Below are 14,774 nucleotides of genomic sequence, written 5' to 3'. Positions count from 1 at the left end.
GCTCTTTCTTTTGGGTAAAGTAATCTAAGAAGGTATTATTTTATTATTTTAGAAATTCAGATGAAACACATTTAAGCGAAAAATTAAATGAATGTAATATAATCTATAAATAAAAAACACTTGACATATCACTTAGCATGTGCTAATATATCATCAAGGAGTTAGACGCACCTAACTAATTTATCTGAAAGGAAGAGTGCCATGTGCGAAGTGAAGTTTGAGTCCATCTTGGCAAATCACTGCGCCCCTGTTCTTATGGGGACTAAGCTAGCAAATTTAATATCTCTATCGAAGGCGAATGCATCATATGACGAGGCGCTTCTTGAGAAGTATAAGGGCATCTTCATGGCTTATGGCATAGCAATCGAAAAGCTTTGTGAGTGCGAAGCAAGTATGCTTCTACTCATCTACAATGAAGAGAGGCTCGCTAGGTACATTCAAAAGCCTAGGATAGCGAAGTTTTTAAAGGACTACGGCTACGAAGCAATTGAGCTCGATCAATGTCTATCTACTCTTAAATCTAAGCTAAGGCACTTTGAGTTCCCACACGAGATAGGCATTTTCCTTGGCTTTCCCATTGACGATGTTATTGGCTTTATCGAGAACGAGGGCCAAAATTATCTTTATTGCCGTTACTGGAAGGTCTACACAAGGCCTGAGAGCACTAAGCGCACCTTTGAGCTTTATGATGGGCTAAGGACTTTCGTCAAGACTAAGCTTATGGAGGGATACACGATAGAGAGGCTTATGCACGAGGTATACCAAGGCAAAGAGGCTTTGCACAGCTTAATAAATGCAGCGTGATATGTATGTGGGTAGAGATCTACTCACTTTTTTTTGCAAATAAAAAATCTCATGAGCTTATCTCATGAGATTTGTATTTTATTCATATTAATAATCGCCATTAAGTGGCAAGACATAAGGTCTATCGTTTCTGATTATAATTTCTGAATCAACTTCGTAGACTTTTTTTATGTTTTCTTCTGTTAATACTTCTTTTGCTGTGCCGACAGATATTATCTGTCCTTTTTTCATTAGTACAATCTTGTCAGCGAAGGCACCAGCTAGGTTTAGGTCATGAAGTACTATTGCGTAGCTTATATCGCTTTTTTTCACTATATTCATAAGATGAAATTCTTGTTTTATATCCATAGCACTGACTGGCTCGTCCATGAGCATAAGTCTTGGCTCTTGTGCAAATGTTTTGGCTGCCATGACACGGGCTTTTTCTCCGCCGGATATCTTTAGTATGGATTTTTCTCTAAAAGCATCTAAGTTCATCAGCTTTATCGATCTATCGACGATTACTTTATCATCTTTACTTAGCTTTGCGTTCCACGGCACATAAGGGTAGCGGCCCATCTCAGCTATTTCCTCGACCTTAAAATCGAAAGACGATTTATTTTCTTGATGCATCATGGCAAGTATTTTTGCTTTTTCCTTTGCCTTATATTCATCTAAGTTTTTTCCTTCGAGTAAAATTTCACCTGCATCAGCCCTTAGATAGCCAGAAATTATTCTAAGTAATGTTGTCTTGCCACAGCCATTTGGTCCTATGATTATAACTTTTTCACCATAATCAATGCTAAAGTTTATATTGTCTAAAACTTTTTTATCTCCATAGGAGAATGATATATTTTTTATTTCTAGTATATTCATCTTAAACTTCTCCTGTAACGCACAAGTAGTATTAAGAATAATGGTCCGCCTATAAGTGAAGTGATGATGCCAACTGGTACTTCAAAGCCGCTTATAAGTGATCGAGCGATTGTGTCTGAAAGAAGCATAAATATTGCTCCAAATATGAGTGAAGCTTTGAGTAGAAATTTATGTTCGCTTCCGAAGATTAGCCTTATGAAGTGCGGCACTATAAGGCCAACGAAGCCTATGATACCGCTGACTGATACGGCGATGGATGTCAGAAGCGCACAAATAAGTAGCATGTTTCTTTTTAATCTCTTTGTGTCTAGACCCATGGTCATCGCTTCTTCTTCGCCCATAACAAGGACGTTGAGGTCTTTGCCGTGATATATTGTGAAGAATATGCCTATGACTGTCGGTATAAGTATTGTTAATACATGGTTCCAGCTTTTTGCGTTGAATGAGCCCATGGTCCAAGTCATAATCTTCATTGCTTCGTCTTGGTGGGCTAGCATCATTAACGAGATAAAGCTTGAAAGCACTGTGCTGATGACTACGCCTGTCAATAATAGCGAGAATGTATCTACGCCTCTCTTTGTTTTTGAGATGAAGTATACTAGTATGCTTGTCAGTATAGCGCAGACAAAGGCTGCCAAGCTTACTATCGAGTTACCAAGAAGCATCATTGGCGGTAAGAATATGATGGCGATGGTCGCACCAAAGGCCGCACCTGATGATATACCTATTACGTATGGATCTGCCATGGGATTTTGAAATATCGCTTGATAGACTGCTCCTGCCATTGACAAAAGGCTGCCTGTAAGCACCGCGAGTATTATTCTTGGTAGTCTCACTTCAAAGATAATAAAACGGATGGAGTCATCACAAGTGACCCCATCCATCCCATATTTTATCCATTCTAGTATTGATCTAAGTATTAGTTCAGGCTCTATATATACTGAGCCTAAAGTTACTGCATAGACCATAAGTGCAAGGAGCACTACGCAAGATAAAGATAAAAACAGTTTTTTCTTCATTAAAATTCTAAGTCTTTAATTACTTCTGGATGAGCTATCTTTAGTAGTTCTTTTAAGCCTTCTGTAACGACTCTGTTTGATGCTCTTGAGAAGATATCATCATTGATTTGAACAACTTTGCCATCTTTAACAGCGCTTAGACCTTTGTAGGCAGCACCTGTCTTTATAGTGTCCATTGCCCATTGAGGTGTAAGTATATAATTTGGATTCTTCTTTATTAGTTTTTCTAATGTATAGCTCCAGCCTTCAGCGTCTTCACCTGCATTTACATAGCCACAGATCTTTAAGATTTCATTCATAAATGAATCTTTTCCGTGAGTGTATTCGCCGCTTTCACCAGTGCCTACAACGATGTATGCTGTTGGTTTATTAAGTTTCTTTGTCTTAAGAGAAACTTGAGCTAATTTACCCTTCATAGTTGAGATAAGGGCTCTTGCTTCATAGTTTTTGTCAATTATACTTGCTATAGCTTTGATTGATTCATATGTTTCTTCCATAGAATTTGGTGTCTTGAATGCAATTACTTCCATGCCAGCCTTTTTAAGTTGATTTAAAACGTCTTCTTTGAAATGTGTTTCGGCTATAACTACTGTTGGCTTTTGAGCAATAATTTTTTCTATTGATGGTTCATTCATTTTACCAACTGAAGTAATTTTGGCAGCTGCTGCAGGGTAATTGCAGTAGTCTGTTCTTGTTACAAGCATATCCCCTGCGCCTAGGTCAAAGATAATTTCTGTAACGCTTGGAGCAAGAGATGCTACTTTTTTATGAGTTTTTGTTATAGTGTAGTTAGCTTCTTTAACTGGAAGGGTATTTTCTTTGTTCTTTTCAAGCTTTAAGCTTTTTGTTTTTTGATCATATACGACATTGTAGTTTAATGTTTCAAACAGTGTTCTTAATGGAATTAAAAACTCGTTTCCTTTAACTTTTGTCTTTGCATCCATAGCAAACTTAGTTCCATTAACAGTGAACTCGTTAGTATCCTTTTTGAATACTAAGTTTGCCTTGCCATCGCTGACAGTATAAGCACCGTCTTTCATTTCAGTTTTAAGACCGTAGTCTTTTAATGATGAAAACTCAATATAAGTTCTTGAATTTTCGTTTACTAAATCTTTTGCGTTTAATGATACCGGTTTTGCATAGCAAACATTGAATAACATTAGAACGACAAATAGAAGAGATAAAAATCTTTTCTTCATAATAAAGCCTCCTGTAAAAAATTTACATACATATCGTATGCATTAAGCGATAAAAAAAGGATTAATTAAAAATTAATCCCCTATGATTAGCATGCAAAATAAAGAGTATTTCTACTCCTAACAAACTAATATTAATATCGCCTCTCCGAATATATTTTACAACAGCTTTAGAAAATTGTCAAGTATCGATTCATATAAAATTCTTTGGCTAAATTGAATATAGCTTAGTCCACTTTTTTCTTGCTATTATCCCCATTTCATTATATAATTATCTTGAGGTGTTCTTATGATATTAATAGTTGAAGACGATAAAGACATAAACAATTTAATTAAGGAGCTCTTAAGTGAGCGCGGCTTTGAGACGCATCAAGTGTTTGACGGGGCTGAAGCGGTTGACTACCTAAAGAATAACGAGGTGGATCTAATGCTTCTTGACCTTATGATGCCTAAGCTTATGGGTGAAGACGTGATTAATTACGCTAGGTCCAGAGATATGAAGATGCCTATCATAGTTCTATCTGCTAAGATTGACAAGGCGACTAGACTTGGCTGCCTTGACCTTGGCTGTGATGACTTCATCATGAAGCCTTTTGATAATGATGAGCTTATCAGCCGTGTTAGGGCACAGCTCAGACGCTCCAATGCTTACAACAGGCTTGGCGAGAAGGCTGTGCGCTTCGAGGACTTCTACCTTGATAACGACAACAACGTTATCAGTTTTAAAGAAGTGCCACTTAATTTAACACGGATGGAGTATAAATTACTTAGGCTTTTAATCGAAAATCCGAAAAAAGTTTTTACCAAGGAAAATCTATACAGATCAGTTTGGGAGGACGACATCTACTCTGACAACACCATCAACGTACACATATCAAACCTCAGAAATAAGCTAAAGGAGATTGACCCAGACCATAAGTACATAAAAACTGTTTGGTCCATAGGTTATATATTGAAATGATAAATTATTTTGAAAAATCAAGCGAGATACTTGAGAGCCTTTACGGCGTGACTAAGCACAAGCGCGATATGACTAGCAATGAGAATATGAAGAGGCTCATAGAAATATTTGAGCTTGATATATCGAATTTAAATGTGATTCACGTAGCGGGAACTGTTGGCAAGGGCTCGTTTTGCATCATCCTTGACAATATTTTAAGAAAGGCAAATCTTAAGACTGGCCTCTTCGTTGGGCCTTCGATTGAAGGGATGAACGACAGGATACGTATAAACGGCGACTTCATTCCGCCTGATCGCTTTTATCATTACTTAAAAACCATAGTCGATAAGATAAACGAACTTGAGATAAACTGCATCTACTTCGAGATAGTGACTCTCATCGCTCTTATGTACTTTGCCGATGAAGGCGTGGATTTCGCCATCTTCGAAGTGGGCGTTGGCGGCCTATATGATTCGACTAACTGCTTCACACAAAAGGCGGCCGATGTCATTATGAAAGTTGACTATGACCATCAAAATGTGCTTGGCGACACTTTAGAAGAGATTGCCTTTAACAAAGCAGGCATCATTATGCCATTTGACACGGTTTACGTCTACCCTCAAGGGGAGAATGTTATTGATGTAATTAAAGACGAAGCGGAAAAGGTCGATGCCAAGGTAAAAGTTTTGGATGGCAAGGCCATAAGCATAGGTAAAACTGATACAGAAACTGAATTTACTTACGATGGAAAGGACTATAGCATAAGTCTAGCGGGCGAATTTCAAGCGAAAAACGCGGCCATGGCAGTTTGGGTAGCAAAGGACCTTGCTAATAGATTTAGACTCGACATAGGTGAAGACGCTATTAAAAAAGGCCTAAGCGAAGTTAAGTGGCCATGCCGTATAGAGACTGTTAAGGAAAATCCATACATCATCATAGATGGGGCACATAACGAGGCGAGTGCTGCTGAATTAAAGAAATATTTGCTTGGACTTGATAAAAAAGTTATCATGATCACATCGTTTTTGAAGGATAAGGATTATAAAAAGGTTTTCGAGACTTTCGATGGGCTTGATGCGGACTTTATCGTGACTAGCCTTGTCTACAAAGGCAGGGACTTTGAATTCGAAAAGCTTGCTGAGGCGATCGGCGAAAGAGACGGCATCTACTTTATTAAAGACAACAAAGAAGCCTACAAGAAGGCACTTGAGCTATATACAGATGATGCTGTCATAGTTGTCGCAGGCTCACTTTATCTTGCGAGCGTCTTTAGAGACTTAATTTTGGGACTTAAGCATTATAATTAATGTATTTGGGTATATAGTTTAAGAGGGAGTGATGAAATGAAATTAGTATTTTTAATTGGCTCACAAAGAGAGGGCTCACTGAATAAACTATTAGCAAAGGAAATAGAAAAGGAATTTGCTGATTACGATATCGTAGAATATTATCCAAATGATTTTAAGATATTTAATGCAGATCTTGAACATCCTGAAGAAGCTTGGATCAAGAAGATTAGGGAAGATATTAGAGAAGCAGATGGCGTCATCATTGCTTCACCTGAGTACAACTACTCCGTTCCTGGCACTGTCAAGAACATGGTTGACTGGTTATCGAGACCAAACGATGAAGAGAAGTATCTAATCGGCGGCAAGAACTTTGCTGTGGTTGGCGTAACACAAGGCCTTGACGGAACAAGACTTGCACAAAAAGAACTTATAGCAGTACTTCATCAACTAAGAGCAAATATTGATGCGATGAACACAATAAGCATTCCATTTGCAGATGAAGAAGGAAAGTTCATAGCAGACAATAAAGAAAGAATCAAGGACTTTGCCAATAAGTTTAAAAAATTTATAGAAAAATAGTTTTTTATCGATATGGGCCGCGAGAAGCGGCTCTATTTTTATGCCAAGAGCCTTAGTAAAAATATTATTATAATCATGTAAAATGTGATATAATGAAAAGAGGAAGAAGGCGAAGGCTTTGAAAAAGAAAAGAGCGAGCATAGTAATATGCATAGTATTTATAATCAATATATTATTCTATTATAAAAATTTTATTTATAAACTAGCTTTGGATCAAAGACCAAGGCTTATTTTATTGACGCTTGCAATCATACTAACATCGGCGATAGAGTTAGCAGTTTTATTTGCCTTTACTTCAAGGGTATATAGGGCAGCCGTCATAGCTGTAGCAGGCTTTGCCAAGATAGGCGCAAGCGTTTTTTATGCAGAATTTGCAAACTTTGATCTTTTCTCAAGATTCGGCCAAACGAAAGAGCTTAAGGGCACGGGACCAGTTATTCGCGAGAATATCAGCGTATTTTTAATCGCGATTATTATACTTTCACTAATAAATATTGTCTTAGTCATGACGAGCGAAAAAAAGAAGGGCAGCGTGAAGCGCTCAGCCATTGGCATAGGCTTAGCCGCGCTACTGATAATCGCGCCGCAATACCTTTATGGAAGCATCTTTGGTACAGAGCTTTACTCGACCATTGCCATGAGTAAGCTAAAGAGAATTGTAGACGAAAGAGCTATGCAAGATGAGAGCATCGAGATGGACGCCCGAAGAGAGTTTAGAGAGAGAAAATTTACTTCGAACGACTTTACTGGGCTTGCGAAGGGCAAAAATATTATTGTAATTCAGTGCGAAAGCCTTCAAAATACCTTTGTGAACAAAGAGTACAACGGAGAGGAGATTACTCCATTTATGAACAGCCTCATCAAGGACGAGGGCAGCATCTACTTTGATAACTACTTCGAACTTTTGGGCATGGGCAATACCTCGGACGCGGAGTTTGTCTCGCTTAACGGACTTTATCCTTCACTTAAGGGGCAGGCCTACAAGCTTTATGAGGACTGCGACAACTACGGTCTCTTCACATCTGCAAAGGACCATGGCTACAGGACCATGGCCTTTCATGGCAACACTGGTAAGTTCTACGACAGAAGGCATTTTTACGAAGAGCTTGGCGTGGATGACATCATGCTTGGCGAAGAATTTACCCAAGACGAGATCATCAACATGGGTCTAGCTGATAAATCATTTTTCAAGCAGTCCATGGCGAAGTATAAGGACGCCGCGCAAAATGGCGATAAGTTCTTTTCCTTCATGATTACACTTACAACGCATACGCCATTCATCTTGCCAGAGGAGTTAGCAAGCATTAAGCCGCTTCCCGGAGATGAAGATGATTATGTATATAGATACGCCAAGTGCGCGAGATACACAGACGAAGCCATAGAGAGCTTCTTCAAAGATCTGGATGAGCTAGGTCTTTTAGACGACACGGTCATAGTGATTTATGGTGACCATCATGCGATGACAGTTAAAAATGCTGAGCGCCAAGAATCGATTAAGAAATGGCTCGGCAAGGAGCTTGACTACGATGAAATGATGAACATACCGCTAGTAATCAGAGTCCCCGGCTACAAAGGAAACACGCAAAGGCACAATATAGGTAGCCAGCTAGATTTATACGCGACACTTATTAATTTACTTGATTGGGACAAGACGAAGTACCCAAACATGGGCGTCGACCTACTTGACGATGAAGCAAGCAAGGACAATATTGTCTTTCCGCTAACCCATCTTGACAAAGGCAGCTTCATCACAGACGATACGCTTTTTGTCTATCCGAGAGACAGAATTTTTGAGCACGGCCGCTACATCGACCGCAAAACTCGTAAGGAACTCCCTATAGCCGAGGCGAAAGAGCTTTCTAAGAGAGCGGTCATCACCACAAACTATGGATATGGCCTTGCCACTACGAATAAACTTTTGGATTTAGTAGAAAAAACTTCCGAAGAAGACAAAAGTACTAGATGATCATAGGCATATCGCCTTAAGTAGAGTGAGTAAAACGTGTAAAATTAATTAGAGTGGCAGCGAAGCCATTCTCAAAGATAAAGAGAGATTAACAAAATAGTAACAAATTTATGAACTCTATTGAAAAATATCGCGCCTTGTATTATAATATGAGAAGTAAAAGGAGTTTGATTATGAAAAAGAAATTTGTAATATCTTTTATAGTTGCGTTTCTAGCCTTTGGCTTTGTGTTTTACAGGGCGCAAAAGAGGATCAACAACGGCGAATTAAAAGGTGATAATAATATAGAAGAAAATCAAGTAGAGGAAGAGGCTCAAGAAGAGGAAGAAACAGAAGAGGAGCTGAACCCGATATTCCCAGATGACCAAAAGGTTTTGAAGGAAGAGCACGGTAACGAGCTTTGTTTCTTGCTCATGGGTATAGATAAGAGAGATGCCGGCCAAAAGGAAATGAAAGGACAAAGATCAGACACAATGATGCTTTGCAAAGTAAACTTTGACGACGGCTCAATCAAGATGCTAAGCCTTCCTCGTGATAGCATAGTAAAGATTAAAGGTGCAGACGACAAGCTGACACACGCCCACTCATACGGCGGACCAGCGCTAACGCTTAAAACAGTTAGAGACTGGCTAAAGCTTGATGTTCGCTACTACGTAAGAGTTGACTATAAGGCAGTTGAGGAGCTAGTGGATATAGTTGGTGGCGTAGAATTTGACGTGCCAATCGACATGAATTACCATGACACAACAAAGGGTAATGAGCTGCACATCAATATTAAAAAAGGTAAGCAAACAATTACTAAGGATAATGTTATAGGTCTATTAAGATTTAGAAAAGGTTATAAAGACTCCAGCTACGGTGTAGCAGACTATGGTAGACAAAGGACACAACAAGATTTTATAAAGGCACTTGCTAAAAAAGTCCTAAGACCTGAAAATATATTAAAGATAGGTTCAATTTGGAACACAATCAATAAAAACGTTAAGACAAATATCCCGGGAGGCACAATTGCTACATCCATCTTGCAAGTTGGTATAGGTAGAGTCCACTCAGATAAGTTGGAGACAGCTTCACTAATAGGTAAACCAGGTAGCGTACACGGATTAAGCGCATTGGTAATACCGAAGAAGGAGATTGAGGAGAAGGTGTATCCTTGGTTTGGAGATTACCGCTTTAAATAAATTCTTGTCTAAATCGCGCCTGGCGCTCGTAACACTCGTTTACGTCCTGCGGAGTACGTCTAAGTACACCTCGGACGTGCACTCGCTAGACTTCGCCCCATGCATCGATTTATTTCAAGAATTTGTGAATATAGATAATTTGTTGCGATTCAATTCTCTTCGCATAGCGTAAAGGTTTTAGGACTTATAGTCCTAAGTTCTTCAATTTGTGAATAAAGATATTATTGAGTGAATCGATTTATACATTAACATCATTTATGAAATAATGAGAAGAGAATCAATATAATTGTTATAGAAAAGTTATTTATAGTTTAAAGAAGGCAATTGCCTTCTCAGAGTGAAGACAAACCCAGGAATTTTTTCCTGGGTTTGCTTATTTTTATTAAATTTAGTAAAAAATCAAATTTTTTAGGCTCTATGTCAAATATTGGGGAGACTTATTGATTTAAGTCTCTCTTTTTATGTTAAAACTAACATTTGCACGTTTTTAATTTATATACTTAAAATAACACAAATTTATGTAATTTTTGCATGACTAATAAACCTATATAGGCTTATTAGGTTTTTATGATGTTTTATATATATATTTTAGTCTAAAAGCATTATTCTTTTTCTGAACCTCTCGAAGTTTCTCATACCAAAGCTGTTTCTTTTTAGTGTCTTTATCTTTGTATGTTTTCCTTCTAGTGCTCCATTTGAATGTTTGTAGTCAAATGAGTTTGTAATTTCATCAGACCAGTTTGTAAAGGCTGTTATACATGATTTAAACTCTTTAAGTTTTGATTTTTTACATATGTCTATCCATGCGTTTACCTTGTATTGTGCTTGTTCTTTGTTTTTCTGCACTAGAACTTCTTGATAGAAGGATTCTTTTAAGCCATATGCTAGTCTTAGCTCTTCGCTTATCTCTAGCATTAGAGCTGCTTCTCGCTTTTGATCATCATTAAGTTTTGGCATTGGTTTTGTAAGTATGCTTTTACTTCTTTTTAGGTATATTCTCATTTCTGCTGATGTATCTTTTTGTATTCTCTTTCTTACGTTTTCTAAGCTCCAAGAGACTTGTCTTACGAAGTGATATTTGTCTGCTATGTGTACTGCGTTTTTAAAGTATGCGTTTTTAACGTTTTTAAATGTTTTTGACATATCGCTAACAAATATCTTTACATTTTCTCTTTCTTCTTTTGGTATGTTTTTAAAGTATTCAAACAAAATATTTTCTTGCCTACTTTTAACTATGTCTATGATTTCATGTGTTATGCCATCTAGAAGTGAGCATTGATACTTGTATGAACCGCTGTCGCCTTTAAACTCGTCTATTAAAAGTACTTTTGGAAGACTTTTTCTCTCTACTGATAGGTAAGATAGGACTCTTGTAACTGTTGATGTGCTTACTGAGTATCTTCTTGATATTGACTTTATTGAGTAAAGTTCTCTAAACTCTCTAGCTATGGATGCTACTAGTCTTTTTGTCATGGTCATTTTCTTTGCTACTAGTTCTGTTTTGCTATCAATTCTTTTCCCGCAGCACTTACAGTTGTACCTAGTTTTTCTTAGGTTTATTATGCATTTTTTACCATGCATCTGTGTATCTTTTATCTTTTGAGTTCTGTGATCATGAACCCAGATATGTTTAGAACCACAGTATGGGCAGCTTTTTAACTTTTTTGTCTGTGCTTCTATAACTACTACATTTTCACCTTCTTTAAAATTGTTAACAACTACATCTTTACAAGCTAGCAAATTTATGGTATTATATTCTTGCACTTGTACACACCTCCTATGTTGTAGTGGTATTTTAAGTATAGGATAAAATGTGTGCAAGTGCAACTTTTTTTTGTAATTTTATCAAAAAAATATCTATTGAGGTTTTACTCCCCAATAGATATTATACAGCCAATAAAACTAGCTCCATAATAAACAAAATCTATTTATTTTATTAAAAACAATCTTTAATACTTTTAGCTATGCAGTAAGCTAGCTCTACGGGTACAGCGTTGCCAACCATTTTATATCCATCAGAAACATTTTCATAATAAAATATAAAATCATCTGGAAAAGTTTGAATTCTAGCACATTCTCTTACTGTAAGTCTGCGATATAGGTTTTCTTCCCCTGGTACAAATATTCTTTTATTTTTACTAACAAAGAGCATTTTTGGCGCTTGCGGATGTATAGGTGCATGTCTGCCTCCAGCTTGAATAGTAAATGATTGTTCATCCCAACTACGAACTCTATTTCTAGACATATAAATTGTTGAGTAGTTTCCTGTAAAGTACTCATGATTTGGGATAATACAATCGCTACCGTTTGTTTTATTTTTATCTCTAGCCTTAATAGCTGACTCTTTTAAATCCCAGATAGAGTCTCTTAGAGTCAGTTTTTTGTTTAAAGGTTTTGGAAAATTAAACTTTACATTTAAATCCTGCCTAAAACCTATGTAAAACACTCTTTTTCGATCTTGAGGTACATTATAATTTGCAGCATTTACTAAGTTAATGCTTACGTTATATCCAGCGTTATTAAATAAAAAAAGAATATTTTTCACGGCATCTTTATGTGCATTACCAAGCATACCAGAAACGTTTTCAGCAACAAAAAATTTTGGTTGTTTATCTTTAAGAATTCTTATGAAGTCAAAAAATAGTTTGCCCCTACTATCATTAATACCTCTACCAGCCCCAGCTTCGCTCCAGCTTTGACATGGTGGACCTCCAATTATTCCATCACAATCAGGTATAAAGGATGTAGCAACAGCTCTAATGTCTCTTTTGTCTAATGGAGATTTGTGATTTCTTTCATATGTTTCCCATATTGTTTTATCATATTCATTAGCGAACAAAATGTTGAATCCAGCTCTTTCAAAACCTAAATCTAGCCCACCTGCTCCAGAAAATAAACTTATAATATTCATATTTTTCACCTACATACTAAAATTTATTAATTTGACTGTTTTTAATTTTGCTGGATTATTAGGATCTTTAATTTTTACGTTTGAAATATCTGCGTTTAAATTATTATTTATTATTTTTTCTAAGTCTTTGTAATTGTTAAAACTATAATACTTTTCCTCGTTAATAATAGCCATCAAATTAAATTTTTTGTTTTTATCTTTTTTATAAATATAATCAAATGTTTCAAATGGGTTTTTAATACCCCACATACCACGAACACGAAGAAAAGAAATACCTAGAGGATCAACCCTGTTTACTCTTCCAAGTTCTCTTGTGTCAGCAAACTCTAGTGCATCAATACCCCCAATACCTTCTTTAATTGTATTTCTAACTCTTTCATAAACAACATTATCAGCACAGTATTCACTTCCATAAACAAATGCTAATGCTTTAAGAGTACCATTTTTTACTACACCTACAGTGTAAATCATATCTTTAACATTCCATTGTTCACAATTACGACAAGAGTTATTAATCATAGGACTATTGGCAAATAATTTATTCTTAGGATAACTGCTGTTTAGCGCAAGATTAGAAGTATCTGACTCAATCTTTTTTATTTCTATTGCATCACCATCGCGCAGAATGCAATCAGGTGGATTATTTTGATTACCTAAGTAACTAAAAATCTTTGAACGTACTTCATTTCTTTTATTTTCATTATTTTCGTTTATAGTTCCAGCAAAAGCATCTTTAATATATTCTTCTAGCGCTTCACCAACGCTATTTACCCTATTATGACTAGAAGAGTATTTTCTTAACTCGAGCTTAGGATTTTCTACGATATTTATTATAGCATTTATGATATTTGCCATTTAATCACCCTTTCGATTTTTATTATATAACAAAAAGTGTTTAATGTAAAGATATATAATGTGGAATTATATATGCCGCAAAAAAGGAGCTAGAAAAAACTAACTCCATAAAAAACATTATCTATTTATTTTTCTTTACATAATCTAAGACAAAGTCCTTAAATCTCTTACCCAGTGGGCTTAGAGGCTTTTCTCTGTGATACAAGAAGTAGAAGTCTCTTGAGAAATCCACACCTTTTATGTTAAGGTACTTAAATCTATTTTCCTTAATATCTCTTTCGATTGCAATCCTATTCATAAAGCTAAGGCCAACGCCCTTGCTTACTAAGGACTTGATCGCTTCATTGTCATCGCATGTGCCAACTATCCTAAGCTTTCTAGCGTCCTTCGAGCTTTGATATATAGCGTTGATTATGGTTTCGAGAGAGGCAGAGCCATACTCCCTAAGAATAAAGTTTTCTTCGAGTATGTCTTCAAACTTAACTGTGTCACCATTCTTAAGGTTTTCAAACTTGTCATTTGGCACTATAAGTACACTTGAGTCCTTAACGAGTTTAACAAAATCAAGTTTTGGGTTGTCATTCATCTTGCCGACGATGGCAAAGTCATTCTCATAAGTCAAAATTTTCTTGATAGCTTCCTTTGAATCGCTTCCTTGCAGCGAAAAACTGATTTTCGGGTGCTCTTCAAGGAAAGACTTGATCAAATCAGGAAGGATGTACTCTCTAGGGATGGAGCTCGACAAAATGCTTATCTTACCCTGCAGACCTTGGTCGTAGGCGTCAATCTCATACTTAGCATTGTTGATCTGATCGATGATCTTCTCCGCATGTTCGTACAAAATTTGGCCTGTCGGCGTAATTCGAAACAGCCTACCGCTTCTGTCAATAAGTTCACTGCCGACTTCTTTTTCAAGAGCGGTGATGTGATTTGACACAGTTGGCTGAGTTATAAATAGCTTTTCTGCAGCTTTCGAGAAACTTTCAAGCCTAACGACTTCAACAAAAGTTTCTATTTGTCTGATGTCCATTTTCTTCCCTCCTCATATAAAGATATTTTATCACAAGTATTGATTTTTTTCAAGATAAATATATAAATAATACGATTTTTCAAATAATATTTTATGTTTATGGCAGTGATGATATAAATATTTATTTTTTCCCATGAGAATGCGTTTTT

13 protein-coding genes are annotated in these 14,774 nt (G+C 36.6%); 6 read left to right on the top strand and 7 right to left on the bottom strand.

Annotated features, from left to right (window positions below):
• The first annotated feature begins 201 nt into the window (after positions 1-201).
• The gene (locus BN3004_RS01485; protein WP_058259512.1) at positions 202-804 is read left to right on the top strand and encodes a DUF3793 family protein; all 603 of its coding nucleotides are present in this window, start codon (positions 202-204) and stop codon (positions 802-804) included.
• An 87-nt stretch (positions 805-891) separates the two neighbouring features.
• Here BN3004_RS01485 and BN3004_RS01480 read toward each other — a convergent pair whose 3' ends face one another.
• The 3 genes from BN3004_RS01480 to BN3004_RS01470 are packed head-to-tail and all read right to left on the bottom strand — an operon-like array spanning position 892 to position 3,877.
• Entirely contained in the window at positions 892-1,659 is a 768-nt protein-coding gene (locus tag BN3004_RS01480) for an ABC transporter ATP-binding protein (RefSeq protein ID WP_058259511.1), read from the bottom strand.
• Positions 1,656-2,678: a FecCD family ABC transporter permease gene (locus BN3004_RS01475; RefSeq protein WP_058259510.1), complete on the bottom strand. Its 1,023-nt coding sequence runs from the start codon at positions 2,676-2,678 to the stop codon at positions 1,656-1,658. The genes BN3004_RS01480 and BN3004_RS01475 overlap by 4 nt, the downstream gene beginning before the upstream one ends.
• The gene (locus BN3004_RS01470; protein ID WP_058259509.1) at positions 2,678-3,877 is read right to left on the bottom strand and encodes a helical backbone metal receptor; all 1,200 of its coding nucleotides are present in this window, start codon (positions 3,875-3,877) and stop codon (positions 2,678-2,680) included. Before BN3004_RS01470 ends, BN3004_RS01475 begins: the two co-directional genes overlap by 1 nt.
• 286 nt (positions 3,878-4,163) lie before the next feature.
• On the opposite strand from BN3004_RS01470, the gene BN3004_RS01465 reads away from it, so the two are divergent.
• From BN3004_RS01465 to BN3004_RS01445, 5 genes are all read left to right on the top strand, one after another.
• Positions 4,164-4,835 carry a response regulator transcription factor gene (locus BN3004_RS01465; protein ID WP_058259508.1) on the top strand — a complete coding sequence of 224 codons (672 nt, stop codon included), beginning with the start codon at positions 4,164-4,166 and terminating at the stop codon, positions 4,833-4,835.
• Positions 4,832-6,121, top strand: coding sequence for a bifunctional folylpolyglutamate synthase/dihydrofolate synthase (locus BN3004_RS01460; protein WP_058259507.1), 1,290 nt, complete (start codon positions 4,832-4,834; stop codon positions 6,119-6,121). Before BN3004_RS01465 ends, BN3004_RS01460 begins: the two co-directional genes overlap by 4 nt.
• Positions 6,122-6,157: 36 nt before the next feature.
• Positions 6,158-6,682 (top strand): NADPH-dependent FMN reductase, encoded by a 525-nt coding sequence (locus BN3004_RS01455; RefSeq protein WP_058259506.1) that lies wholly within the window; start codon positions 6,158-6,160, stop codon positions 6,680-6,682.
• 118 nt (positions 6,683-6,800) lie between these two features.
• Positions 6,801-8,648 carry an LTA synthase family protein gene (locus BN3004_RS01450; protein WP_058259505.1) on the top strand — a complete coding sequence of 616 codons (1,848 nt, stop codon included), beginning with the start codon at positions 6,801-6,803 and terminating at the stop codon, positions 8,646-8,648.
• 173 nt (positions 8,649-8,821) lie between these two features.
• On the top strand, positions 8,822-9,829 hold the full coding sequence (locus BN3004_RS01445; RefSeq protein WP_058259504.1) for an LCP family protein: 1,008 nt from the start codon (positions 8,822-8,824) through the stop codon (positions 9,827-9,829).
• Positions 9,830-10,417: 588 nt separating this feature from the next.
• On the opposite strand, the gene BN3004_RS01440 is transcribed toward BN3004_RS01445, so the two are convergent.
• From BN3004_RS01440 to BN3004_RS01425, 4 genes are all read right to left on the bottom strand, one after another.
• Positions 10,418-11,593, bottom strand: a complete 1,176-nt coding sequence (locus BN3004_RS01440; protein WP_058259271.1) for an ISL3 family transposase — start codon at positions 11,591-11,593, stop codon at positions 10,418-10,420.
• A 172-nt stretch (positions 11,594-11,765) separates the two neighbouring features.
• Complete coding sequence (locus BN3004_RS01435; RefSeq protein WP_058259503.1) at positions 11,766-12,740, bottom strand: DNA cytosine methyltransferase; 975 nt, start codon at positions 12,738-12,740, stop codon at positions 11,766-11,768.
• 9 nt (positions 12,741-12,749) lie between these two features.
• Complete coding sequence (locus BN3004_RS01430) at positions 12,750-13,595, bottom strand: NgoPII family restriction endonuclease (RefSeq protein ID WP_058259502.1); 846 nt, start codon at positions 13,593-13,595, stop codon at positions 12,750-12,752.
• Positions 13,596-13,716: 121 nt separating this feature from the next.
• Complete coding sequence (locus BN3004_RS01425; protein WP_058259501.1) at positions 13,717-14,625, bottom strand: selenium metabolism-associated LysR family transcriptional regulator; 909 nt, start codon at positions 14,623-14,625, stop codon at positions 13,717-13,719.
• Positions 14,626-14,774 lie beyond the last annotated feature (149 nt).

This window comes from Fenollaria timonensis (genome assembly GCF_001457835.1).
Classification (GTDB): Bacteria; Bacillota; Clostridia; order Tissierellales; family Peptoniphilaceae; genus Fenollaria; species Fenollaria timonensis.
This window is presented reverse-complemented; position numbering and strand designations above follow the sequence as displayed.

Bases quoted from the DNA above. Each gene is read 5' to 3' on its own strand.
- BN3004_RS01425 (WP_058259501.1), bottom strand. From the start codon at position 14,625: ATGGACATCAGACAAATAGAAACTTTTGTTGAAGTCGTTAGGCTTGAA.
- BN3004_RS01445 (WP_058259504.1), top strand. From the start codon at position 8,822: ATGAAAAAGAAATTTGTAATATCTTTTATAGTTGCGTTTCTAGCCTTT.
- BN3004_RS01485 (WP_058259512.1), top strand. From the start codon at position 202: ATGTGCGAAGTGAAGTTTGAGTCCATCTTGGCAAATCACTGCGCCCCT.
- BN3004_RS01480 (WP_058259511.1), bottom strand. From the start codon at position 1,659: ATGAATATACTAGAAATAAAAAATATATCATTCTCCTATGGAGATAAA.
- BN3004_RS01435 (WP_058259503.1), bottom strand. From the start codon at position 12,740: ATGAATATTATAAGTTTATTTTCTGGAGCAGGTGGGCTAGATTTAGGT.
- BN3004_RS01470 (WP_058259509.1), bottom strand. From the start codon at position 3,877: ATGAAGAAAAGATTTTTATCTCTTCTATTTGTCGTTCTAATGTTATTC.
- BN3004_RS01460 (WP_058259507.1), top strand. From the start codon at position 4,832: ATGATAAATTATTTTGAAAAATCAAGCGAGATACTTGAGAGCCTTTAC.
- BN3004_RS01475 (WP_058259510.1), bottom strand. From the start codon at position 2,678: ATGAAGAAAAAACTGTTTTTATCTTTATCTTGCGTAGTGCTCCTTGCA.
- BN3004_RS01430 (WP_058259502.1), bottom strand. From the start codon at position 13,595: ATGGCAAATATCATAAATGCTATAATAAATATCGTAGAAAATCCTAAG.
- BN3004_RS01455 (WP_058259506.1), top strand. From the start codon at position 6,158: ATGAAATTAGTATTTTTAATTGGCTCACAAAGAGAGGGCTCACTGAAT.
- BN3004_RS01465 (WP_058259508.1), top strand. From the start codon at position 4,164: ATGATATTAATAGTTGAAGACGATAAAGACATAAACAATTTAATTAAG.